Annotated in this window: 13 protein-coding genes and 1 pseudogene; 6 read left to right on the forward strand and 8 right to left on the reverse strand. The window is 72.0% G+C overall.

The window, feature by feature from the left end; all coding sequences use genetic code 11:
• Nucleotides 1–64: 64 nt before the first annotated feature.
• On the reverse strand, nt 65–1336 hold the full coding sequence (locus AB0B50_RS31515; RefSeq protein WP_362339320.1) for a hypothetical protein: 1272 nt from the start codon (nt 1334–1336) through the stop codon (nt 65–67).
• Nucleotides 1263–2216, reverse strand: a complete 954-nt coding sequence (locus AB0B50_RS31520; RefSeq protein ID WP_362339200.1) for a phosphatase PAP2 family protein — start codon at nt 2214–2216, stop codon at nt 1263–1265. Before AB0B50_RS31520 ends, AB0B50_RS31515 begins: the two co-directional genes overlap by 74 nt.
• 258 nt (nt 2217–2474) lie before the next feature.
• On the opposite strand from AB0B50_RS31520, the gene AB0B50_RS31525 reads away from it, so the two are divergent.
• Complete coding sequence (locus AB0B50_RS31525; RefSeq protein WP_362339201.1) at nt 2475–3077, forward strand: histidine phosphatase family protein; 603 nt, start codon at nt 2475–2477, stop codon at nt 3075–3077.
• 6 nt (nt 3078–3083) lie between these two features.
• Here the strand turns inward: AB0B50_RS31525 and AB0B50_RS31530 are convergent, their stop codons facing one another.
• The gene (locus AB0B50_RS31530; RefSeq protein ID WP_362339202.1) at nt 3084–4640 is read right to left on the reverse strand and encodes a tetratricopeptide repeat protein; all 1557 of its coding nucleotides are present in this window, start codon (nt 4638–4640) and stop codon (nt 3084–3086) included.
• 309 nt (nt 4641–4949) lie between these two features.
• Between AB0B50_RS31530 and AB0B50_RS31535 the strand changes: the two genes are divergently transcribed.
• Nucleotides 4950–5444 carry a hypothetical protein gene (locus AB0B50_RS31535; RefSeq protein WP_362339203.1) on the forward strand — a complete coding sequence of 165 codons (495 nt, stop codon included), beginning with the start codon at nt 4950–4952 and terminating at the stop codon, nt 5442–5444.
• Nucleotides 5445–5499: 55 nt separating this feature from the next.
• On the forward strand, nt 5500–6360 hold the full coding sequence (locus AB0B50_RS31540; protein WP_362339204.1) for a fused MFS/spermidine synthase: 861 nt from the start codon (nt 5500–5502) through the stop codon (nt 6358–6360).
• A 21-nt stretch (nt 6361–6381) separates the two neighbouring features.
• Here AB0B50_RS31540 and AB0B50_RS31545 read toward each other — a convergent pair whose 3' ends face one another.
• Nucleotides 6382–6930 (reverse strand): hypothetical protein, encoded by a 549-nt coding sequence (locus tag AB0B50_RS31545; RefSeq protein WP_362339205.1) that lies wholly within the window; start codon nt 6928–6930, stop codon nt 6382–6384.
• Nucleotides 6931–7039: 109 nt separating this feature from the next.
• Between AB0B50_RS31545 and AB0B50_RS31550 the strand changes: the two genes are divergently transcribed.
• The 3 genes and pseudogenes from AB0B50_RS31550 to AB0B50_RS31560 all read left to right on the forward strand — a co-directional run.
• A complete protein-coding gene (locus tag AB0B50_RS31550) occupies nt 7040–7744 on the forward strand; it encodes a response regulator transcription factor (protein ID WP_362339206.1) in 705 nt (234 codons plus the stop codon).
• On the forward strand, nt 7741–9132 hold the full coding sequence (locus AB0B50_RS31555) for a HAMP domain-containing sensor histidine kinase (protein ID WP_362339207.1): 1392 nt from the start codon (nt 7741–7743) through the stop codon (nt 9130–9132). Before AB0B50_RS31550 ends, AB0B50_RS31555 begins: the two co-directional genes overlap by 4 nt.
• Before the next feature lie 749 nt (nt 9133–9881).
• Nucleotides 9882–10775, forward strand: a pseudogene (locus AB0B50_RS31560) (chitinase); the annotation flags it as partial.
• A gap of 132 nt (nt 10776–10907) precedes the next feature.
• Here AB0B50_RS31560 and AB0B50_RS31565 read toward each other — a convergent pair.
• From AB0B50_RS31565 to AB0B50_RS31580, 4 genes are all read right to left on the reverse strand, one after another.
• Complete coding sequence (locus AB0B50_RS31565) at nt 10908–12368, reverse strand: GH1 family beta-glucosidase (protein ID WP_362339208.1); 1461 nt, start codon at nt 12366–12368, stop codon at nt 10908–10910.
• 102 nt (nt 12369–12470) lie between these two features.
• Complete coding sequence (locus AB0B50_RS31570) at nt 12471–13358, reverse strand: carbohydrate ABC transporter permease (RefSeq protein ID WP_362339321.1); 888 nt, start codon at nt 13356–13358, stop codon at nt 12471–12473.
• Nucleotides 13359–13379: 21 nt separating this feature from the next.
• The gene (locus tag AB0B50_RS31575; RefSeq protein WP_362339209.1) at nt 13380–14396 is read right to left on the reverse strand and encodes a sugar ABC transporter permease; all 1017 of its coding nucleotides are present in this window, start codon (nt 14394–14396) and stop codon (nt 13380–13382) included.
• A 5-nt stretch (nt 14397–14401) separates the two neighbouring features.
• Nucleotides 14402–15733, reverse strand: a complete 1332-nt coding sequence (locus AB0B50_RS31580) for an ABC transporter substrate-binding protein (RefSeq protein ID WP_362339210.1) — start codon at nt 15731–15733, stop codon at nt 14402–14404.
• Nucleotides 15734–15967: the final 234 nt, after the last annotated feature.

A 15967-nucleotide genomic window follows, 5' to 3' on the forward strand; every position in this document is an offset into this window, starting at 1 on the left:
CGAGCAGCCACCGGACAAGCCGCCGGGTGGGTGGGGGACTCGCGTACGTGCGTCGAAGCGGCGGTCAGCATGAGGCGCCCCCCGAGGCGCTCCCGCCGGGTACACGGCCCACGCCGGGCGCAGCGCTCCCGCCGGGCATGGCGCTCCCGCCGGGCAAACCCCCTGCCCCCGACAACGCCTCCGCCCCCGACAGGACCCCCGCCCCGCACACCGCTTCCCGCCGCAGCCGCGAGGCCCTCCGCAGCGCCGCCACCGCAGGGTCCATGGGGTCGCCCGCGGAGCCGTTCGCCGCCGCGAGGACCTCGCCGATGGTCGTCAGGCCGCCGAGCTCGCCGCGGATCGCGCGGCCCAGGGACGTCACCTCGCCCTCCTCGCGGGCGCGGTCCCGGCAGTGGAAGGCCAGCTCGCAGGCGGCCAGGCACTCGGGGGCGTACGTCGCGGGGACCGCCTCGACCGCCTCGGTCAGCTCGGCCGCGGGGCGCCGCACGTCGAAGCTCGTGCCCTGCGGAAGCTGTGCCGCGATGTCCTCGACGCGGGTGAGGCGGGCCAGCTGGCGCCGGGTCACCGACAGTTGCTTGCGGACATCGATCGCGGACGCCGTGGGGAGGTTCGAGAAGTCCTTGGGGCAGACCAGCAGGACGTGGTGCCGGATGCGGGGCGCGGGGTCCATGCGCTCGGCCACGCGCTCCAGCGCCAGGGCGTACACCGCGGCCTGGCGGGCGGCCGCGCCCACCTTCGCCGCGTCCGCCGAACCGTCGATCATCGGGAAGGACTTGATCTCCACGACCGCCCAGCCGCCGTCCGGCTGGACCACCACCGCGTCCGGCTCCAGGAAGGCAGGCGTCCCGGCCACGTCCAGGGCCAGCATCGGGTGGTCCAGGAGCGTCCAGCCGCCGGACTCCGTGGCCTCGCGCAGTGCGAGCGCCGTGCGCGCCGCGCGGCCCTCGGGGCCCGCCGCCGACAGATCGGGGACGGCGGACTCGCCCGGCACCGGCTCGGGCCCGCCGCCCAGGCGCGCGTGCGTCAGGCGCAGCAGCTCCGCGCCGCCGTCCGCCTTGACCCGCGCCTCGAAGGCATTGCCCCGCATGAACGCGAACTGGGACTGGCCGAAGCCGGAGGGCGAACCGAGCGACTGCGCGAGCGCGGTCTTGTCCACGCCCGCGCCGTCGAGCAGTGCCCGCCGTCTGCACCCGGGGTTGGCCGCGAGCGCGGCGAGCGCGCGGGCGTCCAGCGGCCGCGCGGGAACGTCGGGGCCGCGCAGCTCAGCGAGCAGCTGCCGGAGCGCCGTCCCCCGCTTCGGCGGGGTGGGCGCTGGGCTCGGCGCCGGAACCGGCACTCTGCTTGCGCTGTCGGGGAATTCGCTCACCCGACGAAGTCTGGCACCCGGCACTGACAATTGAGGACTCTGTGGCGGAGGAGGCCTCGTCGGGCCGCATGAAACGCGCCCGCGCCCGCGCCATCAGCGGGTCGGTCAGCCGCTGCACGGGACGTACGAGCAGGAATCCGACCCCCATCACGGCGGCGCCCGCCAGCGCGTCGAAGAAGTAGTGGTTGGCGGTGCCCATCACGACGAGCGTGGTGATGAGCGGGTAGGCGACCGCGGCCACCCGGGTCAGCGGCGAGCGCCCGTGCCGCCACAGCATCACGCCGCACCACAGCGCCCACCCCACGTGCAGGCTGGGCATCGCCGCGTACTGGTTGGTCATGCCGCCCAGGCCCCGCGGCGCGCTCGCCTCGCCGCCCCACCAGCCGTAGTCGCTGAACTGCGCCATGGTGTCGACGAAGCCGTGGCTCGCGTCGAGCAGCCGCGGCGGACAGGTCGGCATCAGCGTGAAGCCGACCAGGCCGATCAGGGTGGAGATCATCAGCCACGCGCGCGCGGCGCGGTAGTGGACCGCCCTGCTGCGGAACAGCCAGATCAGGACCGCAGGCGTGACGAGATAGTGCAGCGAGGCGTACCAGAAGTCGGCGGGGACGCCGATCCAGGCGTTGGCGGTGAAGAGACGGTTCAGCGGGCTCTCCGCGTCGAGCCGCAGGAACTGCTCGACCTCGAGGATGCCGACGCCGTGGTCGACGGCGGTGGACACGTCACCGCGGGCCAGGAGCCGGCCCGCCGAGTACGCGGCGTACACCAGCACGATCAGCGGCAGCTCCGTCCACCAGCGAAGCCGGTGCCCGGTTATGCCCCCGGTGCCTGGTACGTCGGTCTTCGGCATCCGGTCGTTCCCCCACTCATCTCTGTTCACACGGCGTACGCCGCGGCATCACTTTACGGCGTACGCGAAGGTCGTTCGGGGCATCCCCCGGTCGTCTTAGACGCAGAGATCGGCGCCCGGGTTGCCAGGCCCGACGGGCTGGTGATCGCGGGTGGGCGATGATGGGAAGGGTGGGCGCGCAACCGCCCGCAAAAGCGGCAAAGGCCACACCGGAGCGCGCCGCACGAGATTCACGCGTACGACATTGGAGAGTTCCCCATGGCACCCCGCATCCTGCTGGCCCGGCACGGACAGACGGAATGGTCACTGTCCGGCAAGCACACCGGCAGGACGGACATCCCGCTCCTGGAGGAGGGCCGCCAGGGCGCCAAGCTCCTGGGCGAACGCCTGCGCCGGGCGCCCTACGACGGCCTCCCGGACGTCGAGGTGCGCACCAGCCCGCTCTCCCGCGCGCGGGAGACCTGCGAGATCGCCGGCTTCGGGGACCGCGCCACCACCTGGGACGCGCTCATGGAGTTCGACTACGGCGCGTACGACGGCATGACCCCCGCCGACATCCAGGCGATCCGCCCCGGCTGGTTCATCTGGCGGGACGGCGTCCCCGACGGCGAGACGCTGGAGCAGGTCTCCGCGCGCGCGGACGAGGTGGTGCAGTGGGCCAGGAGCGCCGACCGCGACGGCCGTGACGTCCTCGTATTCGCGCACGGCCACATCCTGCGGGCCATCGGCGCGCGCTGGCTCGGCCTCGGCATCGAGTTCGCCGCCCGCATCCGCCTCAACCCGACCTCGCTGTCGACCCTGGGCTGGGCCTATGGAGAGCCCGCCATCGAGTCGTGGAACGAGACGGGCCACCTGGCCTAGGTCCCGCTACACCGCCCGCGGCAGCGCGGCGTGCCGCTCCAGGAAGCCGCTCACCTCCGTTGCCCTGCGGTGCGGAAGCAGGACCCGCGCGGTCGTGGCGAGCATCGACTGGATGCGGGAGGACTGCACCTCGTCGAGGAACGAGAGGACCCGCAGCCCCGCCGTCGCCGCCTCGTCGGGGCACCCGGCGCGGGCCAGGTCGTCGGCGAGCTCGGCGGTGTAGAGCGCGATGTTCCTGGTGAACTGCGGGGTCTGACAGGTGGCGGTGGCCGCCGCGTGCCGCGCGTGTCCCGCGGCCCGCGCCCACTCGCCGAGGGCCGACCAGCACTGCGCCTCGAGGCCCGCCAGCTCGGCAGGGCCGTAGAACGTCATCCACTCCGGGTCGCTCTCGCAGGTACCGCGGTCGAAGAGGAGATGCGCGCGGGTCAGCGACTGCTCGCAGCCCGAGCGGTCGCCGAGCCCCGCCCAGCCCCCCGCCTCCCGCAGCGCGATCAGCGAGAGCAGCCGGTGCGAGCCGAGGTGGCGGGCCGCCCGGGTCGCCGCCTGCGCCGCCCGCACCGCCTCCCTGGGGCGCCCCGCGTCCCGCGCGAGGAAGGCGGTGTTGCAGAAGGCGTGCGCCTCCAGAGCGGCGTCCCCCGAGACCCGGGCCGTCGCGAGGGCCTCGGCGTAGTGCGAGCGGGCGTCGTCGAAGCGGCCGGAGTCGTGCGCCAGCCAGCCGACGGAGATGGCCAGTTCACCGGCGCCCGCGTGCAGCCGTTCCGAGGTGGCCCGCCGCGTCGTGGTCCCCGCGTCGAGCAGGGTGTAGGCGGTGCGCAGCGGGGCGGCGGCCCGCCGGTAGAGGCCGTCGGCGCCGTGCCGGTCGTCGAGCAGCCTGATCTTGCGCACGGCCGCCTCGACCGCGCCGACCTCGGCCTCGCCGACCCGGCGGCCGCGCAGGGCGGCCGCCTCCGCCGGGCCGCCCAGGGTGAGGCCGATGGGCCCCAGGGCGGCGGCCACGGCGGCCGTGGAGCCGGTCATGAATGCGCGACGCTGCACGTCGCTCTCCTCGTGAGTCTGGATCGCGTACGGATCGCAGGCGCGGGGGTCGGACCCGGACGGATGGGACTCGTACAAGTGGATCGTGGTCTGGGACGGAATCAGGAAGTGGGCGGGGGGCTGCGGCTGGAACGTGAGGTCGGGCTGGTCGGGAAGGTCGGGCTGGTCGGGCTGGTCGGGAAGGTCGGGAAGGCGGGGGAGACGGGGGAGGTCGGTAAGGCCTTCGGACTCGGTGCGCGCCGCCCTTCCGCGCACCTGCGCGCGAGGGGCGAACCCCAGGTCCGTCAGCGTCCGGCCCGGGAACATGTGCAGGAACACACGCTCGTAGGCGTAGTTGGGGCAGCGGATCTCGCCCGCTTCCACGCGCCCGATGTAGCGCGCGTCGCAGCTGACCCGCTCGCCGATCTCACGGGCCGCCCGCCGGACGGCGGCGGCGAACTCGCCGGGCGAGCGCTGTCCGCGAAGCTGTCGGAAGGCAAGGTTCGGTCGTGGGGACTGAGTTGACGATGTCATCGGAGACGACGCCATGGCCGGACCCTCTCGTGCGGATCGTGCCGGACCGTGCACACGCTCGCGCACTGGATACGCCGCGCCCGCGCGCTGGATCCCGCGGGGCCGCCCCTGTTCCGGCGGAGCACGAACGTACCGGCTCATCCGGGCCCGGCACGCGGTGTTTGGCTACAAACCGGATATCTCACCCGGGATCTGCCATGAACTGCCATCCTTTGCGGCGGCGCGCCGCAGTGCCTGTTGACGCCGATGCGCGTTGAACCACGAGGAGCGGGAGTGACGCGGCTCCCGCACTGGCGAGGAGGGGTCCCCTTGTTGGAGGTCGGCATGGAGAACAGCGACTCCCTGGCGGAGAGCGGCGCGCCCTCGGCATCACTGACGACGGCACGGCACCGGCCCACCCAGGACGGCAGCGCCCTGCCCCCCGGCGCCGCCCCCTGCGACGACGAGTGCTGCGACCTGGTCACGGTCCCGGCCAGGCAGGGCCTCGAAGCCGTCGACATCCTGCGCCGCGGCGCGGGCGACACCATCGGCCCCGTGCTGCACGACGGGAGCTGCGACACCCTCGGCTTCCTGGTGCCGCCCGGCACCGCCGACGGCTGGGACCTGCCGGGCAGCGCCTGCACCCAGACCTTCGGACGCGGCATGAGCGTCTACGCGACGCCCGATCCCGGCCCCGCCGTCCCCGAGCCGCCCGTCGCGGGCACCGGCTGGCTCCTGCCGCCCGGCGGCGAGACCGACCCCGTCACCGACCCCGCCGTCCTGCGGGCCGCGCTCGGCCAGGCCGCCCGCACCATCGAGGCCGCCGACAACTGCCGCTGAGCGGCTCCCGCACCGCCGCCGGGCCGCTTCGTCCTCGTACGCCGATAATGGCCTGATGGCAAGGAACAAGCGGTCCCGGGAAGGCCGGGAGGCCGTCGTCGAGAAGGTGGACGGCGGGCTCGCCGAGCTGATGCCGGACCGGGACAGGCCGCGCGCCTGGACGCTGCTCGTGGACGGCGCCCCGCAGTCGCACGTCGACCTCGACGACCCCGCACACCTCGACTTCGAGTACCAGCGCAGGATCGGGCACATCGCCGACCTCGTGGCGCCCCCGGGCAAACCGATACACGCCCTGCACCTCGGCGGCGGCGCCTTCACCCTCGCCCGCTACATAGCCGCGACCCGCCCCCGCTCCACCCAGCAGATCGTCGAGCGCGACACCGCGCTCGTCCAACTGGTGCGCCGCGAACTGCCGTTGGACCCCCAGGCCCGGGTGCGGGTGCGCGGCACCGACGCCCGCGAAGGCCTCGCGAAGGTCCCCGACGGCTGGGCGGACCTCGTCATCGCCGATGTGTTCAGCGGGGCCCGCACCCCCGCGCACCTCACCAGCACGGAGTTCCTCACCGAGGTGCGCAGGGCCCTGAGGCCCGGCGGGTACTACACCGCCAACCTCGCCGACGGCCCTCCGCTCGCGCATCTGCGCGGCCAGCTCGCCACCGCCGCCGCGCTCTTCCCCGAGCTCGCGCTCGTCGCCGACCCCGCGGTGCTGCGCGGCAAGCGCTTCGGCAACGCCGTGCTCCTCGGCTGCGACCACGCGCTGCCCCTCGCCGAGCTGACCCGGCGCTGCGCGGGCGACCCGCACCCCGGCAGGGTCGAACACGGACGGGGCCTTCGGGACTTCAGCGGGGGAGCGGCGGCCGTCACGGACGCGAGCGCGGTCGCCTCGCCGGCGCCGCCGTCGTCGGTGTTCCGGTGACGAGGCCCCGCCCAGAGCCGGTCAGTACTTGTTGATCTCCACCCGCGGTGCGGTGTCGTGCCAGGTGCAGAACACCGACAGCTTGGCCGCGCCCGCCGTGAACTCCACGCGGATCCACTTGTCCTGCTTCCACGTCTGCACCGACCAGCCTGCCGCGGGCACCGCCGTGACCAGCGTCGCGGAGTCCTTGCCCAGGTCGAAGACGACCCGGCCGCCGTCGGTGTTGTAGCTCTTCACCGTGCCGGTGCCCGCGCTCGTGGGCGGGGGTGCGGTGGGGGTGTTCGGGCGGGTCCTGGACGGTTTCGCCGCGTCCGGGGACTTCGACGGCTTCTGCGATTTCGACGGCTTGTCGGCCTTCGGCGACTCGGGGCGGTGCGTCGAGGAGGCCAGCGGTTTCGCGTGGTCCGTGTCGTCGCTGTCGTCGCCGCCGTCGTCGCCCGCCAGGGGCAGGGCGCGCGGCGGGTCGTAGGCGGTGCCCGCCATCACCGTGTGGACGCCCCACCAGGACAGCGTGACCGCCGCGCCCGTGGCGAGCGACCACGCGATGGTGTGTACGAGTCCTCTGTGCATCGCGGGCCATACTGCACCACGCCACCCGGGGGAGACACCCCTGCCCCCGCCCCCGGGGCGGGCGTCCCAGGGAGGACCGCGTTCCTCCGTATGGCGTACGGTGCCGCCCATGGCAAGTGTGCTCGTCGTCGAGGACGACCAGTTCGTGCGCTCCGCCCTCATCCGGCACCTGACCGAGGCGTCGCACACCGTGCGCAGCGTCGGGACGGCTCTGGAGGCGCTGCGCGAGGTCGCCCATTTCCGCTTTGACGTGGTGATCCTGGATCTCGGCCTGCCCGACCTCGACGGGTCGGAGGCGCTGAAGATGCTGCGCGGCATCACGGACGTACCCGTGATCATCGCCACCGCGCGCGACGACGAGGCGGAGATCGTCCGGCTCCTGAACGACGGCGCCGACGACTACCTCACCAAGCCGTTCTCCGTGGAGCACCTCTCGGCCCGCATGGCCGCCGTCCTGCGCCGCGCCCGCGTCCCGGCGGGCGAGGCGCCGCCGAGCAACGTGATCCAGGTCGGCGGGCTCTCCATCGACCCGCTGCGGCGCCAGGCCGAGCTGGACGGGGCGCGACTCGACCTGACCCGGCGGGAGTTCGACCTCCTTGCCTTTCTCGCGGGGCGGCCCGGCGTCGTCGTGCCGCGCAAGGAGCTGCTCGCCGAGGTCTGGCAGCAGTCGTACGGCGACGACCAGACCATCGACGTCCATCTGTCGTGGCTGCGGCGGAAGTTGGGCGAGACGGCCGCGCGGCCCCGCTATCTGCACACCCTGCGCGGGGTCGGCGTGAAGCTGGAACCGCCGCTGCCGGAGCCACCGCTGTGAGATGGGCCCTCGTCAAGGTCTGCCTGGCCGTCACGACGATGGTCGTGGTCGCCTTCGCGGTGCCGCTCGGCCTCGTCATCAAGGAGATGGCCAGGGACCGGGCCATCTCCAACGCGGAGCGGCACGGCGCGGGCATGGGCCCCACCCTCTCCATCACCACCGACCGCGAGGAGCTCACCCGGGCCGTCGCCTCGTCCGAGGCCGGCGGCGACGGGCGGATGGCGGTGTACGTCCCCGCCGTCGACGACGCCCCCGCCTTCGAGGTCGGCGAGGTCCGCGCCGAGCCGCGGGCCGTCGAGGCGACCCGCAAGAAGGGCCGGGCAAGGACCACCGAGGTGCCCGGCGGCTTCGTGGTTCTGCAGCCGACCGCGCTCAGTTCGGGCACGGCGGTCGTGGAGATCTTCGTCCCCGAGGACGAGGTCAGCAACGGCGTGACCACGGCGTGGGTGGTCCTCGCGGGCGTCGGCATCGCGCTCGTCATCGGCTCGGTGGCGGTCGCGGACCGGCTCGGCGTACGCATGGTCCAGCCCGCCAAACGACTGGTGGGCGCCGCGCACGACCTCGGCGAGGGGAAGCTGGGGGCGCGGGTGCCGGAGGAGGGGCCGACCGAACTGCGCCTGGCGGCGGTGGCGTTCAATTCGATGGCGGACCAGGTCGTCCAACTCCTCGCCAACGAGCGGGAGCTGGCGGCCGACCTCTCGCACCGCCTTCGCACACCGTTGACGGTGCTGCGGCTCAACGCGGCCTCGCTCGGTGAAGGGCCCGCGGCGGAGCAGACCCGTACGGCGGTCGAGACGCTGGAGCGCGAGGTCGACACGATCATCCGCACCGCGCGGGACGCCAAGCCGCAGACGGCCATGGCGGGGCCCGGTGCGGGCTGCGACGCGGCCGAGGTGATCCGGGAGCGGATGGCCTTCTGGTCGGCGCTCGCGGAGGACGAGGGACGCGAGGTGCGGGTGGCGGGCGTGGACCGGCCGGTCCGCATCCCGGTGGCCAGGCCCGAACTGGTCGCCGCGCTCGACGCGTTGCTCGGCAACGTCTTCCGGCACACCCGCGAGGGCACGGCGTTCTCCGTGGACGTGCACAGCGGTGAGGACGCGGTGATCGTCCTCGTCTCCGACGCGGGGGCGGGCATCGCGGACCCCGAGGCGGCGTTGGCGCGGGGCGCGGGCTCCGGGGAGGACGGCTCCACGGGCCTCGGCCTGGACATCGTCCGCCGCCTCGCCGAATCGACGGGCGGCGACGTCCGCGTGGGCAGCTCGGTGCTGGGCGGTGCGGAGGTTCGGGTCTGGATCCAACTGGGGGCGCACGGGGCTTCGGAGGGCCGCCGGGGCCACCGGGGCCCCGCGGTCCGCCGCCGCAAACGCCTCTCCCTGCGGGGCACGTAGCGGTTGTTTGCGCCGTTCCTCGCGCCCCTGAGGGGGGGTGCGGTCGTGTGCAGCCTGCGGGTGATTGGTGGTTGCTCGCGCCGTTCCCCGCGCCCCTGGTGGGGGTGGCGGTCGTGTGTTTTCTGCGGGTGTGTGGTGGTTGCTCGCGCCGTTCCTCGCGCCCCTGGTGGGGGTGTACGGTCGTGTGTTTTCTGCGGGTGTGTGGTGGTTGCTCGCGCCGTTCCTCGCGTCCCTGGTGGGGGTGTACGGTCGTGTGTTTTCTGCGGGTGTGTGGTGGCTGGTCGCGCCGTTCCTCGCGCCCCTGGTGGGGGTGTGGCGTCGTGTGTTGTCCGCGGGTGCGTCGTGGTTGCTCGCGCCGTTCCCCGCGCCCCTTGAAGGGGCGTTCAGCTCAGCCCCGTAAGGGGCGCGGGGAACTGCGCGACCAGCCCCCGATCACCTGCAGACGAACGACCTTTAACCACCCCCCATCCCTCCCTTAAACGAACCCTAAGATCCCCAACTCAGGCCAGAGTTACCCCTTTTGTCGTTCCCCCCGCGGCTAGCGTGATCGCACCCCCACCCCCGCACAACAAAAGGCAGGCAACGCCATGACCCGCACGCACCGCCGCACGATGCGCACCCGTACCAAGGTCGTCGGCGGCCTCGTCGCCGCCTCACTCGTCGGCGGCGGAGCCTTCGCCTTCTCCGGGGCGGCCCTCGCGGCCAAGACCCCGGCCAAGAAGGCGACCACTGCCAAGACAACCGCCAAGACCTCCGCCAGGTTCGCCCCCTTCGTCGACACCTCCCTCGCCCCCGCCTACGACCTCCTCGACACCGCCAAGAAGACCGGCGTCAAGGAGTTCAACCTCGCCTTCATCACCTCCGGCGGCGGCTGCGAGCCCCTGTGGGGCGGTGCCACCGCCCTCGGTGACGACAAGGTCGCCTCGCAGATCAAGGCCCTGCGCGCCAAGGGCGGCGACGTCCGCGTCTCCTTCGGCGGCGCGGCAGGATCCGAACTGGGCCTGAAGTGCGACAGCGCCGCCTCCCTCGCCAAGGCGTACGGCAAGGTCGTCGACGCGTACGACCTGACCAAGGTCGACTTCGACATCGAGGGCGCCGCCCTTCCGGACACCGCCGCCAACACCCGCCGCGCCCAGGCGATAGCGAAGCTCCAGAAGCAACACCCGGGCCTGGACGTGTCGTTCACGCTGCCCGTGATGCCCGAGGGCCTGACCCGGCCCGGCGTCGACCTCCTCGCGAATGCCAGGAAGAACGGCGTGAAGATCTCCGCCGTCAACATCATGGCGATGGACTACGGGCCCGCCTACAGCGGCGACATGGGTACGTACGCGACCCAGGCCGCGACCGCCACGCAGAAGCAGCTCAAGACCGCGCTCGGCCTCTCCGGCAAGGCCGCGTGGAAGGCCGTCGCCGTCACCCCGATGATCGGCGTCAACGACGTCACGACCGAGGTCTTCAAGGTCGACGACGTCGCTGAACTCGTGAAGTTCGCCAAGGCCAAGGGAATCGGCCGGCTCTCGATGTGGTCCTCGACCCGCGACAAGGCCTGCCCCGGAGGTGCCTCCGGCTCCGCGCAGCCCACGTGCAGTTCGATCGAGCAGCGGCCGCTGGCCTTCACCAAGGCGTTCGCCGCGTACAAGTAGGCGTACGAGGAGGCCCGTACACAGAGCCACCACCCCCAAGATGCCCCGGCCGGAGCCCCCCACCCCGGCCGGGGCATCGCCCTGCCCGGTACACCGGTAGCCCGGAGGCCCGTTGGCCCCGGTCCGTGGAACTCAGTCCACCGCGACCTCCCCTGGCAGCTCCCCGGCGGCGGCGACCTTCGCGTACCAGTGGGCGCTGGACTTCGGGACGCGGGCCTGCGTCGCGTAGTCGACGTAGACCGCGCCGAACCGCTTGCTGTAGCCGTACGCCCACTCGAAGTTGTCGAGCAGCGACCAGAGGTAGTAGCCGCGCACGTCGGCGCCCGCCAGGATCGCCTCGTGCACGGCGGCGAGGTGGCCGTGCAGATAGCGGATGCGCTCGGGGTCGTGCACCTGACCGCCCGCGCCGGGCTTGTCGTCGTAGGCCGCGCCGTTTTCCGTCACGTAGAGCGGAACCCCAGGAGCCTGAGCGGTGTACTCAAGGAGAAGGTCCTTCAGACCGGTCGGATCCACCGGCCAGTCCATGGCGGTGAGTTCACCGGGCGCCCGGTGGAAGGAGACGTGCTCGTCGGCGCCCGGCCAGGGGGAATGGGTGCTCGCGCCGTGCCCGTCGGGGCGCGGCCGGCCGGCCTTGTCGGCCTCGGAGGCCGACACGACAGCGGGGGAGTAGTAGTTGATGCCGAGGAAGTCCAAGGGATGGTGGGTGATGCGCAGATCGCCGTCGCGGACGAAGGACCAGTCCGTGACGCGCGCGGTGTCGGCCAGCAGATCGTCGTCGTACGCACCGTGCAGCATCGGCCCGGTGAAGACGCGGTTGGCCAGCGCGTCGATCCGGCGCCGCGCGTCCTGGTCGGCGGCCGACGGGGTGAGCGGGCGCACCGCGCTCGGATTGAGGCTGACGCCGATCCGCGCGCGGCCCGGCAGGGCGTCGCGCAGCGCCTGCGCGCCCAGGCCGTGCGCGAGGTTGAGATGGTGAGCCGCGCGCAGGGCGGCCGCGGGGTCGGTGCGGCCCGGGGCGTGCACCCCCGAGCCGTAGCCGAGGAAGGCGCTGCACCACGGCTCGTTGAGCGTCGTCCACATCTCCACGCGGTCCCCGAGAGCGCCGGCGACGATCCCGGCGTACTCCGCGAAGCGATGGGCGGTGTCCCGCTCCGGCCAGCCGCCGCCCGCCGCCGAGCCGCTGGGGAAGGCGTCCTCCAGCTCCTGCGGCAGGTCCCAGTGGTAGAGGGTGACCATCGGGCGGATGCCGTGCGCGAGCAGTTCGTCGACGAGCGCGCGGTAGAAGTCGAGGCCGCGCTGCACGGCGGGCCCCCGCCCGGTGGGCTGCACCCGCGACCACGACACCGAGAAGCGGTACGCGGACAGGCCCAGGTCCGCCATGAGGCGCACGTCGTCGCGCCACCGGTGGTAGTGGTCGACGGCGACGTCCCCGGTGTCGCCGCCGAGCACCTTGCCGGGCGTATGGCTGAACGTGTCCCAGATGGACGGCGTCCGGCCGTCCTCCCGCACGGCCCCCTCGATCTGGTACGCGGCGGTCGCGGCACCCCACAGAAAGTCGGGCGGAAAGGTCAGTCGGGCGGTGGACGAAGACATAGGAGCGCTCCCATGAGTCGTACGGAAAGGGGGAGTTGACGAGCCGGTGAACAGCAGGGGAGGGAGGGGCGGGGGGGGAGGGGGAAGGGGGGGAAAGCAGGATCAGCCCTTGACCGCGCCCTGCATGATCCCGCCCACGATCTGCTTCCCGAACAGCACGAACGCGAGCAGCAGCGGCAGCGTCCCGAGCAGTGCGCCCGCCATGATCACGGACTGGTCCGGGATGTTCCCGCGGCCGAGCCCGGCCAGCGCCACCTGCACGGTCGGTTCGCCCTCCTGGGTCAGGGCGATGATCGGCCAGAAGAAGTCGTTCCACGCCATGACGAAGGTGAGCATGGCGAGGACCGCCATCGCGGGGCGCGCGGCGGGGAAGACCACGTGCCAGATCACGCGCCAGCTGCTCGCGCCGTCCACCCGGGCGGCCTCGATCAGCTCGGTGGGCAGCGCCTCCTTGAGGTACTGCCGCATGAAGAACACCCCGAAGGCGCTGACGAGGGTGGGCAGGATGACGGACTGCAGCTGGTCGGTCCAGCCCAGCTTCGCCACCACCATGAACAGCGGGACGACGCTGAGCTGCGGCGGCACCATCATCGTGCCGATCACGAGCAGCAGCAGGAAGCCCCGGAAGCGGAAGCGCAGCTTGGCGAAGGCGAAGCCCGCGAGGGTGGAGAAGAGCACGGTGCCGAGCGTGATGGTGCCCGCCACCACCAGCGTGTTGAGGAGGGCCGCGCTCATGTTGGCGTCGGTCCAGGCGATCTCCAGGTTCTTGAAGAGATTGCCGCCGAACCAGAAGGGAGGAGGGGTCTCGGCGAGCCGGGTGTTGTTGCGGGACGCCGCGATCGCCGTCCACACCAGCGGGAAGAGCGAGCCGATGGTGAACAGGATCAGTACGGCGTACGTGATCTTCCCGCCGTGCAGCTGGCGCCCCGCGCCCCGCTTCCTGGAGCGCCGCGGCCCCTGCTCGCGGGGCCCGGTGGACCTGGTCGACAGAGTGGTGGTCACGTCATCCCCTCACGCGCTCTTGCGGATCCGGCGGCTGATGACCCAGTTGACGAGGCCGATCAGTACGAGAATCAGGAACATCGTCCAGGCGATCGCCGAGGACCGGCCGAGGTGCTGGTTGAACCAGCCCTGCTCGTAGAGATAGAGGCCAAGGGTCTGGAACTGGTGGTCGGAGCCGCCCGTGGGGCTCGCCCCCTGGCTGAACAGCAGGGGCTCACCGAAGAGTTGGGTCGCCCCGATCGTCGAGACGACGCAGGTGAACAGGATCGTCGGCCGCAGCGAAGGGATCGTGACGTGCCGGAACTGCTGCCAGCGGCTCGCGCCGTCCAGGGCCGCCGACTCGTAGAGATCGTGCGGGATGGCCTGCATCGCCGCCAGATAGATCAGCGCGTTGTAGCCGGTCCACCGCCAGATGACGATGGAAGAGACGGCGAACTGCGCGGTCCAGTCCCCGTTCTGCCAGTCGACGGCATCGACCCCGACGAGCCCGAGCCCCCAGTTGATCATCCCGTGGTCGGTGCGGCTGAACATCAGCACGAAGACCAGCGTCGCCGCGGCCACCGAGGTGGCGTACGGGGTGAGGATCGCGACCCGGAAGAACATCGAGCCGGACAGCCGGTAGTTGAGGAGGTGGGCGAGGCCGAGGGCCATCAGGAGCTGGGGCACGGTCGAGAGCAGCCCGATGGTGAAGGTGTTGCGCAGCGCGTTCCAGAAGAACTCGTCGTCCCAAAGGCGCGAGAAGTTGCGCAGCCCCACCCACTCCATGTCGGTGGGCGTGCCGAGCTCCACGCGGTGCAGCGAGGCCCACCCCGTATAGAGCAGCGGGAAGAGCCCGAAGGCGATGAAGAAGAGGAAGAAGGGGGCGATGAAGGCATAGGGACTCCACTTGACGTCCCAGCGGTAGCGGCGGCTGCGCCGTGCCCTGCGGCGCTCCTCCGCAGGGTCGTCGAACCGCGTGGCGGCCTTGGTGCGGGGGACCGCGCCCTCCTCCTGGGAGGGCGCGGCGGTACTGGCGTCGCTCGTCATCCCGGTCACTGGTCCAAAGCGTTGTCGATCGTCTTCACGGCCTTGTCCCAGGCCTTGTCGGGGGCGGTTCCCTTCTGGTCGATGCCGAGCATCCCGGTGTCGGCCAGGTACTGGGAGATGATTCCGTCCTTGGGGCCGATGGGCTGGACCGGCACGCCCTCGGCGGCTGCGGAGAAGATCTGTCCCACGGGCGCGTTGTCGAAGTAGGGGTTCTTCGCGTCCTTCACCTCGGGCAGTTCGTACGAGGCTTCGGCGCTCGGGAAGCTGGCCCGCTCGTCGAAGAGCTTGGCGAGCTGCTTGGGCTCGGTCAGCCAGGCGGCGAGCTTCGCGGCCTCCTCCTTGTTGTCGCCCGCCTCGGGCACGGTCAGGAAGGAGCCGCCCCAGTTGCCGGGCTTCGGCGAGGCGGCGACGTCCCACTTGTCCTCGCCCTTGTCGCCCGCCTTGTCCTTGATGTAGCCGAGCATCCAGGGCGGACAAGTGATCGTGGCGAAGGAGCCGTTGGAGATGGCCTGGTCCCAACTGGGCTGGAACTGCTGGAGCTTGGCGGTCAGGCCGTTCTCGGCGAACTGGGCCGCGAGGTCCCAGCCCTCCTTGACCGCGGCGCTGTCCTTGTAGATCAGCTCCCCGTCCTCGTCGTAGAACTTCTCCTTGCCGGAGGCGTGCACGGCCGCCATCACACCCGTCGCGCCGTCCACGAAGGAGGTGCCGTCGGGGGCCTTGGCCTGGTAACGCTTGCCCGTGGCGAGGTACTTGTCCCAGCTGCCGGCCCAGAGCTTGCCGACCTCCTCGCGGTCGGTGGGCAGCCCTGCCTTCTCGAAGAGGTCCTTGCGGTAGCAGATGCCGGTCGGGCCGATGTCGGTGCCGAGCCCGATGGTCTTGCCGTCCTTGGTGGTGCCCTGCTGCCACTTCCAGTCGAGGAAGTCGTTCTTGCCGACGCCGTCGGTCTTGCCGAGGTCCATCAGCTTGGCGGAGTGGGTGCCGGTCAGCTCGGCGATGTTGCCGACTTCGACGGCCTGGATGTCGGAGAGGCCGCTGCCGCTGCTGAGGTGGGTGAGCAGCGCGGGCCAGTAGTTCTCGTTGCGCTGTACGGAGTTCTGCTTGATCGTGATGTCCGGGTGGAGCTTCTCGTACTCCTTGTAGAGACCGGCCTCCTGCAGGCCGAAGGCCCCGAAGACGCCGATCGTGAGCGTGGTCTTGCCCTTACCGCCTCCGCCGCCGCCCGTGGAGCCGCCGGGCTCCTCCTTGTCCTCGGCGCAACCGGCGAGCAGGCCGGCGGCGAGGGCGGTGACGGCCGCGAGGACCGTCACCTTGCGGGACGTGCGAGTCCTGTGGCGCATTGCGTCCTCCTCGTGCCCTGACGTGCCGACCGCCCTCGGTCAACTGGAGTGATGCGGCGGAGGGTTGGGGATATCCGACGCGGGCGGGGAACGTGCGGGTCATGTAAGAGCCAGGTACGGTGGGAGCGCTCCCATGTGTGATGTCTTGAAGAGTCGCGGCTCGCCGCGGGGGTGTCAAGGCGGCGGACGCCAAGTGTTGAAGGCATCCGTCGAGCGGTGGCCGAGCCGCGGTCG

Source organism: Streptomyces sp. NPDC041068 (genome assembly GCF_040647455.1).
GTDB lineage: Bacteria > Actinomycetota > Actinomycetes > Streptomycetales > Streptomycetaceae > Streptomyces.